General features: G+C 59.5%; 20 protein-coding genes. 9 read left to right on the top strand and 11 right to left on the bottom strand.

Translation table 11 applies throughout. The features are described 5' to 3' along the window. Positions 1–196: 196 nt before the first annotated feature. The 5 genes from RE418_RS24280 to RE418_RS24300 all read right to left on the bottom strand — a co-directional run bounded on the left by RE418_RS24280 (position 197) and on the right by RE418_RS24300 (position 4,787). On the bottom strand, positions 197–1,117 hold the full coding sequence (locus tag RE418_RS24280; RefSeq protein WP_025301960.1) for a DUF808 domain-containing protein: 921 nt from the start codon (positions 1,115–1,117) through the stop codon (positions 197–199). A gap of 122 nt (positions 1,118–1,239) precedes the next feature. Continuing rightward, on the bottom strand, positions 1,240–2,100 hold the full coding sequence (locus RE418_RS24285) for an AEC family transporter (protein WP_225735610.1): 861 nt from the start codon (positions 2,098–2,100) through the stop codon (positions 1,240–1,242). A gap of 68 nt (positions 2,101–2,168) precedes the next feature. Beyond that, positions 2,169–3,173 (bottom strand): TauD/TfdA family dioxygenase, encoded by a 1,005-nt coding sequence (locus RE418_RS24290; RefSeq protein WP_089180655.1) that lies wholly within the window; start codon positions 3,171–3,173, stop codon positions 2,169–2,171. A 184-nt stretch (positions 3,174–3,357) separates the two neighbouring features. Next, positions 3,358–4,263 carry an alpha/beta fold hydrolase gene (locus RE418_RS24295; protein ID WP_233494383.1) on the bottom strand — a complete coding sequence of 302 codons (906 nt, stop codon included), beginning with the start codon at positions 4,261–4,263 and terminating at the stop codon, positions 3,358–3,360. Positions 4,264–4,382: 119 nt separating this feature from the next. Next, a complete protein-coding gene (locus RE418_RS24300; protein ID WP_049203833.1) occupies positions 4,383–4,787 on the bottom strand; it encodes a VOC family protein in 405 nt (134 codons plus the stop codon). 76 nt (positions 4,788–4,863) lie between these two features. Between RE418_RS24300 and RE418_RS24305 the strand changes: the two genes are divergently transcribed. Further along, a complete protein-coding gene (locus RE418_RS24305) occupies positions 4,864–5,319 on the top strand; it encodes a GNAT family N-acetyltransferase (RefSeq protein ID WP_016928647.1) in 456 nt (151 codons plus the stop codon). A 34-nt stretch (positions 5,320–5,353) separates the two neighbouring features. Here the strand turns inward: RE418_RS24305 and pbpG are convergent, their stop codons facing one another. The 3 genes from pbpG to RE418_RS24320 form a co-directional block, all read right to left on the bottom strand. Further along, the gene (gene pbpG / locus RE418_RS24310) at positions 5,354–6,283 is read right to left on the bottom strand and encodes a D-alanyl-D-alanine endopeptidase (protein WP_025301951.1); all 930 of its coding nucleotides are present in this window, start codon (positions 6,281–6,283) and stop codon (positions 5,354–5,356) included. A gap of 151 nt (positions 6,284–6,434) precedes the next feature. Then, the gene (locus RE418_RS24315) at positions 6,435–7,538 is read right to left on the bottom strand and encodes an adenosylhomocysteinase (protein WP_399675662.1); all 1,104 of its coding nucleotides are present in this window, start codon (positions 7,536–7,538) and stop codon (positions 6,435–6,437) included. A gap of 44 nt (positions 7,539–7,582) precedes the next feature. After that, on the bottom strand, positions 7,583–8,527 hold the full coding sequence (locus RE418_RS24320; RefSeq protein ID WP_043136768.1) for a GlxA family transcriptional regulator: 945 nt from the start codon (positions 8,525–8,527) through the stop codon (positions 7,583–7,585). Positions 8,528–8,618: 91 nt separating this feature from the next. Here RE418_RS24320 and RE418_RS24325 point away from each other — a divergent pair, with 91 nt between their 5' ends. Then, on the top strand, positions 8,619–9,296 hold the full coding sequence (locus RE418_RS24325) for a DJ-1/PfpI family protein (RefSeq protein ID WP_089180652.1): 678 nt from the start codon (positions 8,619–8,621) through the stop codon (positions 9,294–9,296). Between the two features lie 50 nt (positions 9,297–9,346). Next, positions 9,347–9,910, top strand: coding sequence for a DedA family protein (locus tag RE418_RS24330; RefSeq protein WP_025301947.1), 564 nt, complete (start codon positions 9,347–9,349; stop codon positions 9,908–9,910). 16 nt (positions 9,911–9,926) lie between these two features. On the opposite strand, the gene RE418_RS24335 is transcribed toward RE418_RS24330, so the two are convergent. Continuing rightward, positions 9,927–10,820: a LysR family transcriptional regulator gene (locus tag RE418_RS24335; protein ID WP_025301946.1), complete on the bottom strand. Its 894-nt coding sequence runs from the start codon at positions 10,818–10,820 to the stop codon at positions 9,927–9,929. A 112-nt stretch (positions 10,821–10,932) separates the two neighbouring features. Here RE418_RS24335 and RE418_RS24340 point away from each other — a divergent pair, with 112 nt between their 5' ends. Together RE418_RS24340 and ansP are read left to right on the top strand one after the other, a co-directional pair. Next, positions 10,933–11,370, top strand: coding sequence for a PACE efflux transporter (locus RE418_RS24340; protein ID WP_004939694.1), 438 nt, complete (start codon positions 10,933–10,935; stop codon positions 11,368–11,370). 437 nt (positions 11,371–11,807) lie between these two features. Continuing rightward, positions 11,808–13,274: an L-asparagine permease gene (gene ansP / locus RE418_RS24345; RefSeq protein ID WP_025301945.1), complete on the top strand. Its 1,467-nt coding sequence runs from the start codon at positions 11,808–11,810 to the stop codon at positions 13,272–13,274. 37 nt (positions 13,275–13,311) lie between these two features. Here ansP and RE418_RS24350 read toward each other — a convergent pair whose 3' ends face one another. Then, positions 13,312–14,091, bottom strand: a complete 780-nt coding sequence (locus tag RE418_RS24350; RefSeq protein ID WP_025301944.1) for a 2OG-Fe(II) oxygenase — start codon at positions 14,089–14,091, stop codon at positions 13,312–13,314. Between the two features lie 116 nt (positions 14,092–14,207). Between RE418_RS24350 and RE418_RS24355 the strand changes: the two genes are divergently transcribed. Both RE418_RS24355 and RE418_RS24360 read left to right on the top strand, forming a co-directional pair. Then, the gene (locus tag RE418_RS24355; protein ID WP_043136764.1) at positions 14,208–15,107 is read left to right on the top strand and encodes a LysR substrate-binding domain-containing protein; all 900 of its coding nucleotides are present in this window, start codon (positions 14,208–14,210) and stop codon (positions 15,105–15,107) included. 197 nt (positions 15,108–15,304) lie between these two features. Then, positions 15,305–17,125 (top strand): hypothetical protein, encoded by a 1,821-nt coding sequence (locus RE418_RS24360; RefSeq protein ID WP_043136763.1) that lies wholly within the window; start codon positions 15,305–15,307, stop codon positions 17,123–17,125. 32 nt (positions 17,126–17,157) lie between these two features. Here RE418_RS24360 and RE418_RS24365 read toward each other — a convergent pair whose 3' ends face one another. Beyond that, positions 17,158–17,910, bottom strand: coding sequence for an SDR family NAD(P)-dependent oxidoreductase (locus tag RE418_RS24365; protein ID WP_043136760.1), 753 nt, complete (start codon positions 17,908–17,910; stop codon positions 17,158–17,160). A 303-nt stretch (positions 17,911–18,213) separates the two neighbouring features. Between RE418_RS24365 and pyk the strand changes: the two genes are divergently transcribed. Together pyk and RE418_RS24375 are read left to right on the top strand one after the other, a co-directional pair. Next, positions 18,214–19,647 carry a pyruvate kinase gene (gene pyk, locus RE418_RS24370; RefSeq protein ID WP_043136757.1) on the top strand — a complete coding sequence of 478 codons (1,434 nt, stop codon included), beginning with the start codon at positions 18,214–18,216 and terminating at the stop codon, positions 19,645–19,647. Then, a complete protein-coding gene (locus RE418_RS24375; RefSeq protein WP_230203376.1) occupies positions 19,644–20,381 on the top strand; it encodes a TSUP family transporter in 738 nt (245 codons plus the stop codon). The genes pyk and RE418_RS24375 overlap by 4 nt, the downstream gene beginning before the upstream one ends. Positions 20,382–20,396: the final 15 nt, after the last annotated feature.

Below are 20,396 nucleotides of genomic sequence, written 5' to 3' on the forward strand. Positions count from 1 at the left end.
TATAGTGAAGAGGGATTTCATTGAGTTAGCGCCAATCGCGCACGCCATCTAACCGGTAAGGGAGAAGTGAATGAAAATTATTCTGTGGATTGTCGCCATCATCTTCATCGTGGGTTTGTTGACGATTACCGGCGTTCTCAAACTGATCTTTTAATCCGTCTCATACGTCCCGCCCCTTCCGGGGCGAGACTTTTCATCATGCCTTGAAACGCGCGCGTACCGCGCCCAGCGCCGACACCACCGCCAGCACCACGCCGCCGGCCACCAGCCCGAACGCCACGTTCAGCAGTGCCGGAACCACACCCTGCAAAAGATGGCCAAACGTCGGCACCACGGTGGTGTACGAGGCCCAGTCTTCGAACAGGTGATGCACCGGCGGCAGGCCGTGGGTCAGGATGCCGCCGCCGACCATAAACATGGCAACAGTGCCGACGATCGACAGCGTTTTCATCAGATAAGGCGCGGCGCGCACGATGCCGCCGCCGAGGGAGCGCGCCACTGCGCTGCGTTTGCGGCTCAGATATAGCCCCAGATCGTCCAGCCGAACGATGCCGGCGACGATGCCGTACACGCCGAGCGTCATCACAACGGCGATGCCGCACAAGACGATCACCTGCTGGCTAAAGGTGGCGCCGGCGACGGTGCCCAAGGTAATGGCGATAATCTCGGCGGACAGCACGAAGTCGGTGCGTATTGCCCCCTTCACCTTGCGCTTCTCATAAGCCGCGGCGTCCTCATTGGCGCCGGGCCCGTCCGATTTTTCCTCCTGCGCCGCCTTGCCGTGGCTCAGGCTGTGAAACACCTTTTCGAACCCTTCGTAACACAGATAGGCGCCGCCCACCATCAGCAGCGGCGTAATCGCCCAGGGCGCGAAGGCGCTGATCAGCAGCGCCAGCGGCACCAGGATCGCCTTGTTGATCAGCGAGCCTTTGGCGACGCTCCACACCACCGGCAGCTCGCGGTCGGCTTTAACGCCGGTGACCTGCTGCGCGTTGAGCGCCAGATCGTCCCCCAGCACCCCGGCGGTTTTTTTCGCCGCCATCTTGCTCATTAACGAGACATCGTCCAGCAACGAGGCAATGTCGTCGATGAGGGTAAGTAAGCTACTTCCTGCCAAAATAATTCATCCTTTTCATATTCACGGGCCATTCTATGTTTAGCATAGCGGTAAAGCATCATGAAAGGATATGGGAGGATCTCGGAAAATGCCGGGCGGGCGATTGCCGCCCGGCGCCGACGTTAAAGCGCTACGCTGCCCAGGATGAAGGTGACGGTAATCACCGACAGCAGCGTCGTCCAGGTGATGATGGAGGCCATCGCTTCATGATCGCCCCCCATTTGCCGCGCCAGAATATAGGCGTTGCCGGCACAAGGCACGGCGGAGTAGAGAATGGCGATGCTGGCCGGCACGCCGGTGGCGCCGAAATAGTGCACCAGCGCAATGGTAATCAGCGGCATGGCCACCAGTTTCAGCACGGTCGCATAAGAGATGGAAACCAGCTTGCGAATATGCATGCTGACGATCAACCCTGCGCCGACCGACATCAGGCTCAGCGGCGTGGCGGCGTTGGAGAGATAAACGAACAGCTGTTTAAGCGCGCCGGTGATGTGCAGGTTGCACAGGTTCATCAGCACCCCGAACAACGCGCCGATGATCAGCGGGTTTTTCGTCAGCGCCAGCAGCGCGCCGCTCAGGCTTTTCTTGCTGCCGGTGCCGTAATGGTTCATCACCAACACGCTCATGATGTTGGTCAGAATGATCATATAGGCCACGAAGAAACCGGACAGCGCCACCCCCTCGCTGCCGAACAGCGATTGCGACAGCGCGATGAATACATAAGAGTTGTATCTGACTCCGCCCTGAAAAATAGAGGTAAACAGATCGGCCGACGTATTGAAAAACAGTTTGCCAACGAAAATAATCAACGCGATGGCCAGCGTGGAAACTATGGTCGCCACAACGGGATAAAAGCTGTCCGCGCCGCTAAAATCCGCCTCGCTGATATCCAATATCAACAGCGCCGGAAAAAACAGGTAATAAACGAATTTGTCTGAGAAGCCCCAAAATACGGCAACGTCTTTAACATAGAGTTTTGACAAATATCCCAGCACGATTAACAAAAAAATCGGCAATATAGAAAGAAAAACGTTCAGCATGAATAATAACCTTAAATCGAGAAAATGCGCTCTTCAACCTGATTGAGGTTGCGGTGATTCCACAAGCTTGCCGAAATGAAGACGCGTTGTACCCAGCGCAACGGCGTATCTCTTTCATCGAAAGATGGCGTGAATTTATCGCGTGAATGCAGCGCAAAACGGTTATCGATATACACCAAATCGCCCGGGCAAATATCGATGCCGATGGCATTTTCTTTCACCAGCCCGTAGAAACGCTCCAGCGCGGCTTCCGCTCGCGGCGTGCTGGCGGCAATCATGCCGGGATAGAAAACGGCGCTCACATCCGGCAGAACATGGTTTTGCGAAATCAGCGGCACCAGCGCGGTTTCTTCGCGCCCGGCCTGCGTGGACTGGCGCCAACGGTATGGCAGCTTGATGCTGTACAGCGGGCTGGCCAGCGTTTCGACGTCCTCGCGGCTCAGTTGAGCGATAGCCAAACGCGAATCGGAGATACGCGTCATCGGGCTGTGCGGATCGCGGCGCACGCCGGCTAACAGCAACCCCATCGGCGAGACGTTGAACTGCTCCAGGTGTTTCAGGGCCGCATTTTCAATATGGAAATCCAATTCAACATCGAACCCCAGACCGGTATATTCTTTTTTGGCGTCGCGTTTGGGGATCAGATTATTAATCAGTTCTTTCCCTTCGAAATACATCGAATAGGGTTCACCAATTAGCGAAGAGATGCCGACCAACAGGTTTTCACTGATATTCCCTGATTTGGCCGAAGGCGTATATTGGTTCGGACAAGGGGAAAAGAACACTTCTTTATCCACCGGCACATTTTTTAAAATAAGATAAGGCCGTGGTTTGATTGACGCCTTTTGCTGGCTTAATGCAGCGCTTAATCTGTGGGGTAAGTGGGTGATCATGGCCGAACGTATAGCGTGAATATACGCATCACCGCCGGCGGGATCGTAAGCAATTTTATCTAATGCCGAAAATAACTCGTTTCTTTCCTGATCCGTCAATTGAAAGACGTTTTGGTAATCCATCCTGAGCATTCCTTGACAATAAGAATATCATTAGCAAGCCTAATGAAAGCGGCAGGATGTTAACATTATGCAATCAAATTCATAAAGATTTATTAACTAATTTCGTGATCTTAATCACCACTCCTCCGTCCAGTTAGCGGTGGAGAAGAAGTGATTGATAAACAAACAGCTACGCGGATACGTCTCAATCGGATGCGATAGCGAATACGCCCGCGAGATAGCGCAGGACATGACCGTGGGCCTCAAAAACGCACGATAAATGCGTACTGCCCTCAAGCAAGCCAAAGGCAACATGCGCACTGCCATGCTGTTCGACGAAGCGCTGCATCGCTTGCGCATTGAACAGCTCATCCTGCGCTGCCGCCAGCAGCAAGGTCGGCAATCGCAGCGCCGCCAGTTGCTTTGCCGGGGTGCGTGGCGTCAACGCGTTAGCCATATTGACGCTGTATTGGCAGACAAAATCGGGGGCGGCGGCCAGCACAGCCGGGGGAAAATTCAGGCTGACCGCCCGGGATTGCCCAAACCAGCGCCCGCCGCTGAGCGCATTGGCGACAAACGGCCATTGTCGCACTTTAGCAAAACGGGCCGCCGCCGCCAGATCGCGGGCCATCCCGGAAAATGGACCCAGCTCGGGCGCCAGCATGATCAGGCTGTCCGCCTGCTGTTCGCCAGGGTAACGGGTCAAGTAGTTGAGCAACATGCCGGCGCCGCTCGAATGGCCAAGCAGGTGTCTGCGCGCCAGCGGAAACCGGCGGCGCATTTCTGCCAGGATGATATCGACATCGCGCCAAATACGCTCAGGCCGCTCAACCGTCCCCCGCTCTCCCGTGGAATCGCCATGTCCGCGAATATCGACCAGGCACACCGCGAGCGTTGGCTCGGCCGCCAACTGGCGCGCCAGGACGTCATACCCGGCAGCGCTGTTAACCCCGCCGCCGTGATACACCACCATCACGTCTGCACTCGCGGCAGTTTGCCGATACAGGCGATAGCTCAATCCCTCAACGCGACCGGACGACATCTCCACATGCCCGCCCGGCCACTCGCCGTAAGACTTCGCTTGCTCAACATAGCGGTCAAAATCAATCAAAGCGCACCTTTCCATGAATATTGTCGGTATTTCCTACGGCAAAGCTCCTCGCCAAAATGGTTATAACAATATGAAATAACAGCAGTAATTACCATTCTTTTGCACATTCTCCCTTAGCGTCAGGGCAGATCGCCCGCCGGCACATTGAGCTGCCAGGAAAGGCCGAAACGATCGTTGAGCCAGCCGAAACGGGCGCTGAAGCCGTAGTCATCGAGCGGCATCAGCACCTTGCCGCCCTCCGCCAGCCGGTGGAACGCCCGCTCCAACGCTTCTTCGTTAGGCAGGTTGATGAACAGCGACACCGCCGGGGTGAAGCTAAAGTCATGGCTGATCGGGCTGTCGATAAACACCAGGTTCTGCCGATCGAAATCGATGGCAGCATGCTTGATCAATCGCCGGCCGTCCGGCGTCGGGTCGTAATGCTGTACCTGCATGAGCCGAAAACGCTCGAACACCTGGCTGTAGAGATCGATCGCCCGCTGCGCCTCTCCCTGGAACATGACAAAGGTCGAAACCTGACTCATAACATCCCCTCCGGCAAACGTTGTGGTATTAATGGAGGATAGCGGATTACCGTTGAAGCGGCGGAAAGGAGCAACCATGAGCATCATTCATCGCCTGGCGCAGCCGGACGATCTCAACGGCCTGTTAGCCTTGTATCGCGAGCTGCGCCCGCAGGACGCGCCGCTGCGCGCCGACGATGCGCGCCGCACCCTGCAACGTCTGCTGGACGATCCGGCGATCCGTCTGGTGGTGGCAGCGGACGAGGAACAACCGATCGCCACCTGCATGCTGGCGCTGATCCCGGGGCTGGCACACCAGGCGCAGCCGTTCGGTGTTATTGAGCATGTGGTGACGGCGGAGCCCTATCGCGGCCACGGCGTGGCGCTCGCGATGATCGAATACGCGCTGCAGCTGGCCTGGCGCAAGGGCTGTTACAAGGTGATGCTGCTGTCGGGGCAGCAACGCACCGGCGCGCACCAGCTTTATCTCAAAGCAGGTTTCGACGGCGATCGCGAGCGGGGATTTGTCATCAGGCGGCCCGAGGGCCGATAGCGGCCTGCTGCAAATGAGCAGGCCGCCAGGCGGGTCATTCGGTGGCGTTTTTCGCCAGGCTGGCGTCTTTTTGGCGACGATAGTCGCGGGCGGCGGCCGGGATCGGCGTCACCTTGCCGGTTTCGATCCAGCTGCGCAGACGGTTGGCGTCGGCGAAGTGGGTATATTTGCCGAAGGCGTCCAGCACCACCAGCGACACCGAGCGGTTACCGATCATGGTGCGCATCGCCAGGCAGTGCCCCGCCTGGTTGGTGAAGCCGGTCTTGGTCAGCTGAATGTTCCATTTCGGGTTGTACACCAGGTGGTTGGTGTTGCGGAACGGCAGCGTGTAGTTGGGATCCTTGAAGCTGGCCATGCGTTCGGTGGTGGTGCTGAGCTGGCCGATCAACGGGTATTGTTTGGTGGCGATCAGCAGCTTGGTCAGATCGCGCGCCGTCGACACGTTATGAATAGAGAGCCCGGTCGGTTCCACATAATGGGTATTGGTCATGCCGAGCGCCCTGGCCTTGGCGTTCATCGCTTTGATGAAGGCGTTGTAGCCCCCCGGATAGTGGTGCGCCAGGCTGGCGGCCGCGCGGTTTTCCGACGACATCAGCGCGAGCAGCAGCATGTCCTTGCGGCTGATTTCGCTGTTCAGCCGTACCCGCGAATACACCCCTTTCATCTCCGGCGTCTGGTGGATGTCCACTGACAGCATCTCGTCGAGCGGCAGGTGCGCGTCCAGCGTGACCATGGCGGTCATCAGCTTGGTGATCGAGGCGATCGGCACCACTTCATCCGGGTTGCGCGCGTACATCACCTTATGGGTTTGCATATCGACAACCATCGCGCTGCCGGAGGCCAGCTCCGGCTGGGTGGCGTGTACGGCGGCGGCGTTGTCGCTGGCCAGCGCGCGCGGCGCAAAGCCTGCGCCCGCCTGCAAAGCTAGCAGGGTCAGAACCAAAACACGTATTTTCACAGGCATTACTCTGAAATGGGGGCTTGAACTCAGCGAATTATATGTGAGGGTTCAGCGCTTGGCACTGGGATTGTATGGCGGATTTGTGACAAATTCTGTCGGCCGAAAAACGACGCAGCCCGCGGGCGCTCTGGGATGAACGCCCGCGTAGAAAAAGTTACAGCGCCGGCTGCCAGGCCGACTGAGGCAGCAGGTACAGCCCCGGCGTTTGCCGCGCCCCGGCGCCGACGATATGGCCGATGCCGGCCGCCATCACCGCCAGCGTCACGTCGAAGGCGTTGAGGCTGTCGCCATAGCCGGCGGTCAGGTTGAACATCGAGCCATTGGCCAGCAAATAGACCGTCTTTTCATTAAGTTGGTAAGCGTTCACATAAGGCATCGGCTCGTGGTGCGGCAAGCCCTTGAGGAAGCCGACGTCGATCTCTTCCGCCACGTGGCCGACGTTGAGGATAAACACGCCGTCCTGCGCCTGTTGCAGATGCTGCGCCGAGAGCACGTTTTTCGCGCCGGTCGCGGTGGCGATCACGTCCGCCTGCGCGATCGCGCTCGCCAGATCCACCACCTGCCAGCCGTCATAACGCGCCTGCAGCGCGCGCGCCGGATCGATTTCCGCCACCATCACCTGGCCACCGTAGGCCCTGGCCGCCGCTGCCGTCCCCTGCCCGACCAGGCCGTAACCGATCACCAGCACGCGCTTCTCGTGCAGCGTCAAATGGGTGGTCTGGAAGAAGGTATGCCAGGCGGTCAGCCCAACCATATGCCGATTGTGCAGCCCTTCTTTCACCGGCAGATCGTCCCAGTTGAAGATCGGATAGCGCGGCGCCACGCCGTTCAACCGGCTGATGCCCGAGCCGGTGGCCTCCAGCCCGGCGACGATCTGCGGGCCACCCGGCGACTGGTGCAGACGGGTGGTCAGATCCGCCCCCATTTCGCACAGGTGGGTCGGCCGCCAGGCCAGCGCGCGGTCGAAAGATTCCGACCATTCGCCGGCGCTCATGTCACGCCAGGCATAGGCCTGCGCGCCCCGCCGTTCCAGCCAGGCCACCAAATCGTCCTGCACCGTGGTGGGATTGCAGGTGGTCAAGAAGATCGCCGCGCCCTTGTCCAGCAGGCCGGCCACCAGCGGCGCCATTTTCAAATCCAGGTGCATGTTGCACGCCAGCCGCACCCCGTGCAGGTCCGGCAACGCCGCCATCGCCGCCCGGGTGCGCGGCATATGACGCGTCGCCCAGCTCAATTCGCTCTCAAAGTCCTGATACATCCGTTGCTCCTCTGATGTGCCCCGCCGCCAGGCGTGGCAAAAAATTATCCCGCGCGGCCGAGCCGGCGGATCGCCTGCGGCGACAGGCCAAAGACGCGGATAAACGCCCGTCTCATGCGTTCTGGATCGCTGAACCCCACCGAACGGGCGATCGCCTCCAGCGGCTCGGCGCTCTCTTCGACGCGTACCCTGGCCGCCTCTACCCGCAGCTGCTCGATCACCTTGGCCGGCGTCTGCCCGGTTTCGGCGCGGAACAGCCGGCCGAACTGACGCTCGCTCAGGCAGGCGGCGTCAGCCAGATCCGCTACCGACAGCGGCAAGTGCAAATGTTCGCGCGCGAACGACAGCGCTGTACGCATGCGATCCGACGACGGATTCAGCGCCAGCAGCAGCGAGTACTGCGACTGCCCGCCGGGGCGTCGGTGGTAGACCACCAGCTGCCGCGCCACGGCCGCCGCCAGGGTGGCGCCCAGATCGTCTTCGATCAGCGCCAACGCCAGATCGATGCCGGCACTGATGCCGGCCGAGGTCCAGATATCGCCATCGCGAATGAAAATGCGGTTGCTGTCGACACGGATACGCGGATAACTCTGCTGCAATCGCGCCGCGTGATACCAGTGGGTGGTGGCGCGCTTGCCGTCCAGCAAGCCGCAGGCCGCCAGAATAAACGCGCCGGTGCACACGCTGGCGATGCGCCGCGCACGCCGGCTATGGGTTGTCAGGAACCCCGTCAGCGCCGGTGACTGCGCCGCCATCACGTTGCCGCTGCCGCCAGCCACCACCAGCGTATCGAAACGCTCGTCGCCGCATGGCTGCGTGGCGATCTCCACCCCGGCCGAGCTGGCGACCATGCCACCCTGCGGCGAAATCGCCACGCAGCGGTAGGCCGGCGGATCGGTAAACTGGTTGACATTATCGAACGCCGCCAGCGGGCCGGCAAAGTCCAGCAGGTTGAAACCGGGAAAGACCACAAAACCGATCGTTTTCATGATGGCGCTTTTTGAGGGTTATCTGTCATATCAGCCAAAAACAGGGCGGCTATTATGGCCCAGGTCCAACGATAAAAATGAGGCGAATGTCATGTCTGAACCACTCGTGATTGTATTTCCCATCTATCAAGGCGTCACCCAACTCGACTTCACCGGCCCGCTGCAGTTTCTGCGCCGCATGCCGGGCGCGGAAATCATCGTCGCTTCGGTAGACGGCGCGGATGTCGAATCGGAAGGCTTGCACTTCACTCAGCTGCGCCCGCTGCCGGAGATCGCGCGCTGCGACGTGCTGTGCGTGCCGGGCGGCAGCGGCTGCACCCAGGCATTACGGGATGAAGCATTCATGCGGCAAATCCGTCGGCTGGGCACCGATGCTCGCTACCTGACCTCGGTGTGTACCGGTTCGCTGATCCTAGCCGCCGCCGGGCTATTGCTGGGTAAACGCGCCGCCTGCCACTGGTCTATGCGCGATAGCCTGAAGCTGTTCGGCGCCATACCCAGCGCTGCTCGCGTAGAACGCGACGGCAACGTAATCAGCGGCGGCGGCGTCACCGCCGGCATCGATTTCGCGCTGGCGCTGATCGCCGAACTGCACGGCGAAGACACCGCTCAGACGATCCAACTTTATCTGGAATACGCCCCGGCCCCGCCGTTCGAGGGCGGCACGCCGGAACTGGCCCCGCCGCACATTTACGCCAAGGTACAGGCACAAATGGCGGAAAGCCTGGCGCGGCGCAGAGCGTTGGTGGCCCAAATCGCCCAAGGCTAGCGATCGGGCGTATACTTGCCCTTATGCGTCAGCCACATAAGGAGTAAGGAATGACCGATTTGGCCCACTACATTACGGACTACGGTTACTGGGCGTTGTTTATCGGCTGCCTGGCGGAAGGGGAGACCATCACGCTGCTGGGCGGCATCGCCGCCCACGAAGGGCTGCTGCACTGGCCGTGGGTGATCGCGGTGGTGGCGCTGGGCGGCATGATGGGAGACCAGTTGCTGTACTTCGCCGGCCGCCGGTTTGAAGGCCGCGTCATCTCGCGGCTCAAGGGACAGGAAAAGCGCATCGCGCGCGCCAGAAGGCTGATCGCTCGCCACCCGATGCTGTTCGTTATCGGGGTGCGCTTTATGTACGGTTTCCGCATCATCGGCCCGGTGCTGATCGGCGCCAGCCGCCTGCCGCCGTCGCGCTTCGTACCGCTCAATATCCTCGGCGCTATTTTATGGGCGACGATCTTCGTCATGCTCGGTTATTTTGGTGGCCAGGCGATCGAACGCTTCGTTACCGGCTTCGACAAAAAACTCTCCGGCCTGCTGTTTGTCGCGCTGGCGATCGCCGCCATCCTGCTGGTGCGTTTCTGGTGGCGTAAACGCCACCCGGAGTAAGCAAACGCAGCGGGCGTCAGCTTTCCTGCGGCGCCGTGCGCATCAGCTCGACCAGCTCGCGCGCCGCCTTGTCCAACGGGCGGTTCTTCAGCCAGATCAAATGCATCGGCAAGCGCAGTTCGTTCTTGGTATTTTTGAATTTCAGCCGCACCAGCCGCCCCTGCGCCAGCAGCGGCTCGGCCAGCGACAGCGGGAAATTTCCCCACCCCAGCCCCGCCTCCACCATGTTCAGCGCCATCGGTAGGCTGTCGGTGCGCCAATACGCCTCCGCCACCTGCGGACGCAGATCGCCGATCGGCAGATCGCGGCTGGCCACCATGATCTGCCGCACGTTGACCAGATCTTCGAGAAACAGCTCACCCGCCGCGCCGTCCAGCGCCGGATGCTGCGGCGACAGCATCGCCACCAGCGATTCCGCGCCGACGAAGTGAAACTGTTCCGCGCTGTTGACGTTCAGCCCGCCGAACGCCAGACAAACGCCGATGCGCTCCTGATGCAGCATGTGCAGCACGTCGTCCTGCGGCGCGCTGAGCACTTCAATGTTCAGCAGCGGATAACGCTGCGACAGCGTTTTCACCGCCGCCAGCAGGCCGGCGCCGTTAATATCCGACGCCACGCCGATCGAAAGCCGGCTCTCCAGCCCCTGGGATAGCTCGATGGCGTGCACCTGCAGCTGCTTGAGCTGCCCGGCGATCAGGCGGGCGTGCGGCGCCAGGGCCAGCGCCAGCGCGGTCGGCGTCGGTTCGCGGTGAGAACGGTCGAACAAGGCGAAACCGAGCTCCGCCTCCATGTTGGCGATGCCCATGCTGACCGCAGACGGTACGCGCCGCAACGCGCGGGCGGCGGCGGAAAATGAGCCGCGGTCGAGCACCGCCAAAAACAGTTCGATGTTGTCGCTGGAAAAATTCATCGCTCAACCTGTCAGAAAAACTGACAGCTCCTGACTTTTTCTATCAATGTGATTGACGTTATCTTAGCCGCCGTCGCCACAGAGGCAACTAAAAACAGATCGGGAGAAAACGATGCAAGGCGTCAAACGCAAACTGGTGTATGTCACCGCTTATGAAATCATCGGCATGGCGATCTCGGCGCTGGGGCTGGCGCTGCTGTCGGGCCATGCGCCAAGCAGCACCGGGCCGCTGGCGGTGGTGATCACCACCATCGCGGTAAGCTGGAACTTTATTTACAACTATTTATTCGAGTGGTGGGAAAGCCGCCAGGTGTCGCGCACCCGCACGCTCAAACGCCGCATTTTGCACGCCGTCGGCTTTCAGCTGACGCTGGTGGTGTATCTGATCCCGCTGATCGCCTGGTGGATGGGCATCACGCTGTGGCAGGCGCTGCTGCTGGATATGGCGCTGATCGTCATCATTCCTTGCTACACCTTCCTGTTTAACTGGGCGTTCGACAAGCTGTTCGGCCTGCCGGCTTCGGCTCTGCCGGCCGGTGAATCCGCCTAAGCCTGCTCCTCGTCCGATTCGCCTGCGCACGCTCATTGCCGCGCAGGCGCCATCGCTTTATTTTCCGCCCGCCTTCCCCCCTCACGCAAAATAACCTCCAAATCCCTTTAATTTGCACGGTAATTATTATTCTGTGATTTCAATCACTTTTATCGTTCGATATTTCCGTGTTGATAATGAGACTCATCTTACTGAATAATATGCGTTTTTGTTTTCAGTTTAAAAAATACACACCATTGTTCACACTTTGTACGCAGGTTTTTTTGCCACATTTATCGGGAAACGGTAGCATGCCACGCCGTTATTTAATGGCGGCTGTATACACAATAAACAGCGGAATGATGCCACGACCTCATTCTCATTACGATTGTTAATGGCAATCGTTTGCTCTGCAGCTCAGAGCGGAGTTCATCATAGACAGGTAAACAGGACGGATAATGCACTCACAAAAAAAGTCGGCGGATGACAAACACGCCGCCAGAAGACGCTGGCTAGACTCTCATGAATCCGGTTATCACAAAAGCATGGGCAACCGGCAAATCCAAATGATCGCCATCGGTGGCTCCATCGGTACCGGCTTGTTCCTCGGTACCGGCGGCCGTCTCGAGTTGGCCGGGCCGGCGCTGGCGCTGGTCTACCTGGTGTGCGGGATTTTCTCTTTCTTCATCCTGCGCGCGCTGGGCGAACTGGTGCTGCATCGCCCTTCCAGCGGCAGCTTCGTTTCTTACGCCCGCGAGTTTCTCGGTGAGAAAGCCTCTTACGTCGCCGGCTGGATGTATTTCCTCAACTGGGCGATGACCGGCATCGTCGACATCACCGCGGTGGCGCTATATATGCACTACTGGGGCACCTTTGCCGACGTGCCGCAGTGGCTGTTTGCCCTCGGCGCGCTCGGCATCGTCGCCACCATGAACATGATCGGCGTGAAGTGGTTCGCCGAGATGGAGTTCTGGTTCGCGCTGATCAAGGTCGTCGCTATCGCGCTGTTCCTGATTGTCGGCGTCGTCTTCCTCGGCACCGGCACCCCGGTCGCCGGCCACACCACCGGCATGCACCTGATCACCGAAAACGGCGGCATGTTCCCGCACGGCCTGCTGCCGGCGCTGGTGCTGGTGCAAGGGGTGATCTTCGCCTTCGCCGGCATCGAGCTTATCGGCACCGCCGCCGGCGAGTGTAAAGATCCGGCTAAAATGATGCCCAAAGCGATCAACAGCGTGATCTGGCGTATCGGCCTGTTCTACGTCGGCTCCGTGGTGCTGCTGGTGCTGCTGCTGCCGTGGAACGCCTATCAGGCCGGCCAAAGCCCGTTCGTGACCTTCTTCAGCAAGCTGGGCGTGCCTTACATCGGCACCATCATGAACATCGTGGTGTTGACCGCCGCGCTGTCCAGCCTCAACTCCGGCCTCTATTCCACCGGCCGCATCCTACGTTCACTGGCGATGGGCGGCTCCGCGCCGAAGCTGATGGCTAAAATGAGCAGCCAGCAGGTGCCTTACGCCGGCATCCTGGTTACCTGCGGCATCTACGTGATCGGCGTGGTGCTCAACTACCTGGTGCCGTCGCGGGTTTTCGAGATCGTGCTAAACATCGCTTCGCTGGGCATCATCGCCTCCTGGGCGTTTATCATCGTTTGCCAGATGCGCCTGCGCAAAGCCGTGCGCGAAGGCCGTGCGCAGCCGGTATCGTTCAGAATGCCGGGCGCGCCGTTCACCTCCTGGCTGACGCTGGCGTTCCTGCTGGTCGTCGTGGTGATGATGGCGTTCGATTATCCGAACGGCACCTGGACCATCGCCACCATTCCGGTGCTGGCGGTGCTGCTGACGCTGGGCTGGTTCGGCCTGCGCAAGCGCGCGCAGGAAGTGAAGCGGGAGCAGCAGGCTCACGAAGAGCAGAACCCGCACTGAATCGACAAACCGCCCTCCGGGGCGGTTTTTTTATCCGCTATAACCGGCCGTAAAACGTCATTCTGGCGCTTTCCGACAGCATGACATCCGGCTGCGCATTGTAGGCCAGCACCACCAGCATGCGCGTGGTGTCGCCTTCAGTCGGCGTCACCCGGTGCATGGCGTTGCGCCCGCGAAACAGCACTAAATCCCCCTCCTCCATCGCCAGCTGTTTGACCGCCCGCTCACCGTCCAGCACCTGCGTGACCCCGGCATAGTTCATCTCGCCGCGGTCGGCGTCGCGCAGGTTCTCCACGTATTCGAAACGGCCGCCCCCCTGCGGTTTCTGGATCAGCAGCGTGATGGCGAATGAGGAGTTGTCAAAATGCCAGCCCAGTTCCTGACCGGTGTGGGCGTAATGCAGGTTGATCGACGACAGCCGATCGGCGTAGGGATACAGCTGCGCCTCATCCAACACCGCGCAGAGAAACTCGCGAAACGCCGGAGCATCGTACAGCGCACGCAGCGGCGACTGCGATGGGATATCCTCGTCGGTAATGCAGCCCTTGGATGACACCACCAGCCGGTTGCGCGCATGGTCGGCCGGCAGCGCGTCGTCCTGCGGCCGTAGATACACGTTGTGTTTGCTGCTGGCGTAAAACGCCGCGTGGTGCTGTTCGGCACCTTCCAGCCTTACCGTCGCCAGCGCGGCGGGGCGCAGAAATCCCGGCAGCACCAGCGCGCCGGCGCGCGCCAGCGTTTGCCTGCAACGGGCGCGGAATGCGGCGTCGTCGATGGGATGGGCGGACAGATCGATAATATCGGCAAGTTGCGGCATGACGTTCCCCTCGTGTGCGATAGCCGGATGCTTCTCACTGTAGCGAATGGCGCATTGCCGCCATAACAAAAATACGTTATGGATAAGCTAACGAATTCTTAGCGATAGTCCTGCCCATGCCGCCACCGTCCCGTGCTCGCCTGCCCAAGCTGAGCGCCATTCTGGCGTTCGAAACCGCCGCTCGCACCGGCAGCCTGGCCCGTGCGGCGGATGTGCTGGCGCTGACCGCCGCCGCCGTCAGCCAGCAAATCCGCCAGCTCGAACAGCATCTGGGCATCACGCTGTTCATTCGCGCCAAAAGCGGCGTCACGCTGACCGAACAGGGCGCGGACTACCTGGCCTACGTGCAGGAGGCGTTCGAAACGCTGCGCGTGGCGCAGCAGCACGTCGAACGCCAGCGCGGCAAACAGGCGCTGACGGTGTTCGCCCTGCCGGCGCTGGCGTCTAAATGGCTGAATCCGGCGCTGGGCGACTGGCTGGCGCAGTGCCCCGACGGCGATTTGCGGCTGCACGCCACCCATGCGGCGGTCGATTTCGCCCATTCGGCGGCGGATTTCGCCCTGTGCTTCGGCGCTCAGGATTACCCGCTGCTGGAAAAGGTGCAGCTGTTTCAGGATTGGGTGCAGCCGGTGTGCAGCCCGGCGCTGCGCGAGTGCGGCGACTGGACGCAGCTGCCGCTGATCCACGTCGACTGGGGCAAGGAGAGCCAGTTTTTGCCGGGCTGGTACGAGTGGTTCACCGCCGCCGATCGGCCGCCGCCGCCGCGGCGCGGGCTAACCTATAACCTGACCTCGCTGGCCATCGACGCCGCCGTGCAAGGGCGCGGGGTGCTGCTCGGCCAGCGGCGGCTGATCGCCCGTGAACTGGCGGAAGGCCAGCTGGTCACCCTGGCCGAACCGGCGCTGCGGCTCAGCAAACCCTACTACGTAGTTTACCCGCCACGCACGCTGGAAAAACCCGGCGCAGCGGCGTTTCTGGCCTGGTTGCAAACCCTCGTATCTACAGACCAAACCTGAACCCCGGCGGCGATGTTTGCTGGCGTCAGGCACAACCCTGAACGCTTAAGCCTCTCACCTCAGCCTGTTAATTTATCTCTGCCGACCGGGATCGCGAACCGATTCGCCCTTCGGCCACAATGTCATTTCCCTATGCCGCCGCCCCTGCAATCGCCATATTGCATCGGCCTCTTATTGTCCAAAACGAGGGCTATTCCATGATTTCATTAAATGATTACGCCAACCTGCGCAGCTATGCCGGTAGCGAAACCGCGGTGATGCTCGAAAACCGCTACCATCACGGCGTATTTACCCGAGACGATGCGGATACCACCAGCCAGGACAACGGCGTCACCCTGCTCGTCGACGCGCAAAACCGCCGCTGGAAGCGCATCATCAATGACGGCGATTACAGCATCGATTGGTGGCACCTGCCGGGCGATGAACTGGATTACTCGCTGACCATTACCCGCGCGTGCAACTTCTTGCAGGTCAAAGGCGAAGAGTGGTGGCAGTTGCCTATCCCAACGACCCCGGCGGGGATTACTCTGGTTGGCCCCGGCGGCGTTCGCTCTTGTAAAACCACCGCGAACCTGAAGCTGTGGAAAAACGCCGTCGATTTTAAGGGCACCATTCTGGACTTCAGCGGCGCCACCAACATCGAGTGCGTACGCGTGCAATATTCGCTGGGAGCGCCGGCGATTTATAACCTGCGCATCGTGGGTGCCCCTGGCGCGGCGGCCAACCTGCGCGGCCTGTGCGTCTACAGCGATGCCTCAAACATGCACGGCCTGCCGGCCTGCCAACTGCTGGTGCAAAACGTCTGGCTGACCAACCTGTATAAAGGCATCGTCTTTGGCAATAACGCCTATATTCAGAGCTGGCATAGCATCATGGTGCGCGGCTGCTTCTGGCCGATCTGGTCTGAAACCACCGCTAACGCCGGCGAAAAAATCGTCTTCTACAAATGCCTGTTCGGCGACAGCAGAAACTATTATCAGGGGGTGCATGCCTTGGCCTTCCGCGATTGTTCATTCGACTACAGCGGCTTTAGCAATGAAACCGAACAGTTGGCCAATACCGACTATGGTTTGTTCGACCTTAAGGGCGGCACGCTGGACTTCAAAAATTGCCACTTCGAATGGGGCAACGCCAATTGCCGCAACTACCGGCCGGTCTTTACCAGCAACAACGGCGGTACGGTAAAAATCAAAGACAGCCAATGGCACAGCGTGATGACCAACAACACCGATGCCGGCAGCAACGTGCCCTACCAATACGTCGAGTATTTCTTCTTCGATAAGTCCAGCGATCTGAGCGGAAAATGTTATATCGACGGTTTCGATCTGGTGAACGCCGACATTAAAAAAGGCTGGTCCAACAACCATATTGAGATGAAAAAGATCGTCGCGCCCGGCTACATCAACATGTGGCGCCTGCTCTATCTGGGCGATGGCGTCAACCATCTGCCGGAGCCGAGCTGGAAAGAGAGCGGCGCGCTGGCATTGAATAACGTCTATGCCTTCGGCGGCGCACGCCTCTCGCAAACGGAGACCGCCGATCTGGCGGTGACGCTGCAAAACGGCGTGCTGACCGCCACCACCAAAACGGCGACGACAACGGACAAACGCGTCGAGATCTACTTCCCAATCGCGAAAAACGATCTGGTACTGTGGCGCGCCACGCTGGCAAACCTGAAAGGCCAGAGCAGCCTTGATGTCACCATCGGCACTTACCAAGGCAAGTATGTCCTGAATGGCGATGCCGGCGTCACTACCCTACTTGAAAAAGCTTGCCAGTGGGGGCGCACCGGCACGGTAACGCCGGCCGCTTCGGCAACGATGACCTCGGATCGCATCACTGCGCTTAACTCGTCGGAATATTTGCCGTTGCCTGAGGGCTATGTCAATTATGCCCGCATCGCCATCGTGCTGAAAAACTTTGTCGGCAGCGCCGCTCAGCCCACCTCGGTGGACATCACCCAACTGTTGTGTCAAAAGATCGACATCGTCTCCCGCAACCCGCGTAAATCCTGGTAACCGAACGGGCCCCGTCAGGGGCCTGTTTGCCATTAACGCGCGGTATAACCGCCGTCGATGCTGTAAAACGCGCCGGTGGTGAAACTGCTGTCGTCCGAAAGCAGGAAAGCCACCGTTTTCGCCACCTCTTCCCGCGTCGCCATCCTCCCCAGCGGGTGCGAAGCGGCCATCTGCGCCCGCGCCGGCGCTGGCAGTTTCCCCATCGCTGGCGTGTCCACATAGCCCGGCCCGACGGCATTAACGCGCACGCCGCGCGTGGCGAATTCCAGCGCCGCCGAGCGCGTCAGGCCCAGCACGCCATGCTTGGCGGCGGTATAAGGTGCAATCCCGGCAATGCCCACCACGCCGTTGGCGGAAGAGAGGTTCACCACCGCCCCGCCGCCGCCGGCGACGATCGCCGGCAGGCCGTACTTCATGCCGAAAAACGTGCCGCTCAGGCAGGTGGCGATCACCTCGTGCCAATCTTCGACCGCGTACCGATCGATATCCACCTCGTGCGGGCCGGTGATCCCGGCGTTGTTGACCAGTAGATGCAGCGCGCCGCAGCGCCGCACGATCTCTTCAATACCCTGCCGCACCGACGGCGCATCGCGCACGTCCATCCGCAACGTCATCACCCGTCGGCCGTCGGGATCGAGCCGCGCGGCGGCGGCGGCGAGAGGCACTGCGTGGCGGCCGGTCATCACCACCGTGGCGCCGCGCCGAAACAGCTCGGCGGCGATCGCTTCGCCAATGCCGGTGGACGCGCCGGTCACCAGCGCCACCCGATGTTTGAAATCTTGCATAGCCGTTCTCCTGCAACGTTGAACTCAGGGGAACAGGCTAGCGCCGGCAAGTGACAGTTTGCGGCAGCAGCGATGTCCAACACGACGAGAAGTAAAGGTATAACCATTATCAATATTTTAGATATACGATGGAAATAAATTGCATAACCATTTTATTTTCATCATTAAATGTGGAAAGCGCGCCAGCCATGACGACGAAACCCATTATAACTTTTTATATATTAGTTAGATTAAACCCCTATTTTCCTCGCTGTCATAAAACTGTCATAGATAAATGCATCTTAACTTATCGGAGCATTTATCATGGCAAAGACTCGCATTATCGCTACCATCGGCCCCGCTTCTCGCCACATAAACACCTTGGCAGCGCTGGAAAAAGCTGGCATGTCCGTCGCCCGATTGAACGGTTCGCACAACACGCTCGACTGGCATGCGGAAACCATCGCGCTGCTGCGTAAAACGTTGCCGGATACGCCGGTGCTGCTGGACATTCCCGGTAGAAAAATCCGCACATTGCAATTGAAACACGAACCCTCGTTCACTAAAGGGCAAACGTTGATCCTCACGACCGATACTTCGCATAACGGGGAGGAAAAAGTCCCGGTAGGGTATGGCCGGTTGCATGAACGGCTGACGGTGGGAGATAAGGTTTTCGCCGATGATGGCACCCTCTCGTTCCAGGTCGTCAACATCATCGATCGGGACATCCATCTGCAGGCCGACATGGACGGCCAACTAAAAAGCCGCAAAGGTATCAATGTGCCTGGCATCGATCTCGGGCAGGCGCTGATAACGGAGAAAGACCGCGACATGATCGCCTTCGCCAAAGCGCATCAAGTGGACTACATCGGCATCAGCTTCGTCGAAAGCGCCGCACATATCAACGCAATCAGAGCGCTGATCGGAAGCGATACGCCCCGCATCGTGGCGAAAGTGGAAAACAGCGGCGGCATAGAACATCTGGAGGAAGTCATCGCCGCCGCCGACGTTATCATGATCGATCGCGGCGATCTGGCGGTGGAAACCTCGATCGACCACGTTTCCCTCTACCAAAAACAGATCCTCCGTGCCGCCTCCCACGCGGGCAAACCCACCATCGTGGCGACGGAATTGCTGCACAGCATGATAGAGAACCCGCTGCCAACCAAAGCGGAGGTCAGCGACATCACCAACGCGGTGCTGGACGGCGCCGCGGCGGTGATGCTTTCCGGTGAGACCGCCGTAGGACGTTATCCGCTGGAGGCCGTTGCCCGCATCGCCAGCGTAGCCCAGTTGGCGGAACAGCATTTGGCGCATGCCCCCCACTCATCTCCCCCTGCACAGGCCGACGATATTCGACAGGCTATCGGCGCCCTTACCCGCGCCTTGCCGATCTCCCGGGTGGTGGTTTTTTCTCGCACGGGTTACAGCGTGCGCATCGCCGCCATGGCCAACATCGGCATCCCAATCGTCGCATTCGGCAACGATGCGGCGACGGTGCGCAGTTGGAATATGCTGCCGGGTATCACCGGCCTGACATTGCCTCGGATCGATCTGACACAACCGGCAACCGAACGTTTGGCACTGAACGTCCTGTCAGACAATGGATTGATAAATCGGCATGATGTTTTGCTGCTGGTCAGCGCCCAGCAAGACAATCAGCATATCAGCGGTAATATCTTGCGCACGCTCAGCGCCGAGGCCTACCTGCACTCTGACGCGGCGCAGGAGCTTCACCGGAACGAAGAGGTGGCATGATGGATAATCATGCGTTGTTCTATCTGGTGATTGCGCTATTTGCCGTAATCCAATCGGTTTTCGGCATGGGCATATTGGTGTTCGGTACGCCGACGCTCTTGATGCTGGGCGTTGATTTCTCCTCTGTACTTGGGCTGCTGCTGCCGTCGTCGGTGCTGATCTCTCTGACGCAGACGCTTGGTGCCCGCCGCATTGCTTTTCCCGCTCGTGAAAAGATCAATATGCTGATTTGCGCCATTTTCGTCATTCTGGCACTGAGCCTGGTTTTGCATTCGACGGTGAAAGTGAATGTCGATCTGCTGGTGGGGGCTATCCTGCTGTTTTCCGCCTTGATGCGCTTTCGCCTGTCACTGCAAGAAACATTGAAACGTTACCTCGGCAAACATCAGCGCGCTTATATCGCGATCATGGGCCTGATACATGGCGTCACCAACATGGGTGGCGCCTTGCTGGCACTCTACGCTGCCGCCAGCCATCGAGAGAAACTGGAGATAAGAACCACCGTCTCCCGTTACTACCTGATGTTCGGTTTAATTCAATTGGCCACGCTGGCCAGCATTAAATGGCAAGCTCTGAGCCTCGACGGTTTCACCGCGGCACCGCTGGCTCTGCTTGTGTATCTGGTCGTCGGCAATCTGCTGTTCAAGAGAGCCAGCGCTCCCGTTTATGAAAAAATGGTGACCGGCTTTATTGCCTTCTATGGCGTGGTCGTCCTCACTAAAGGCTATTTATAGGATCACCATGGCGAC

Origin of the sequence: Serratia sp. szju (assembly GCF_044594185.1) — a bacterium.
Classification (GTDB): domain Bacteria; phylum Pseudomonadota; class Gammaproteobacteria; order Enterobacterales; family Enterobacteriaceae; genus Serratia; species Serratia bockelmannii.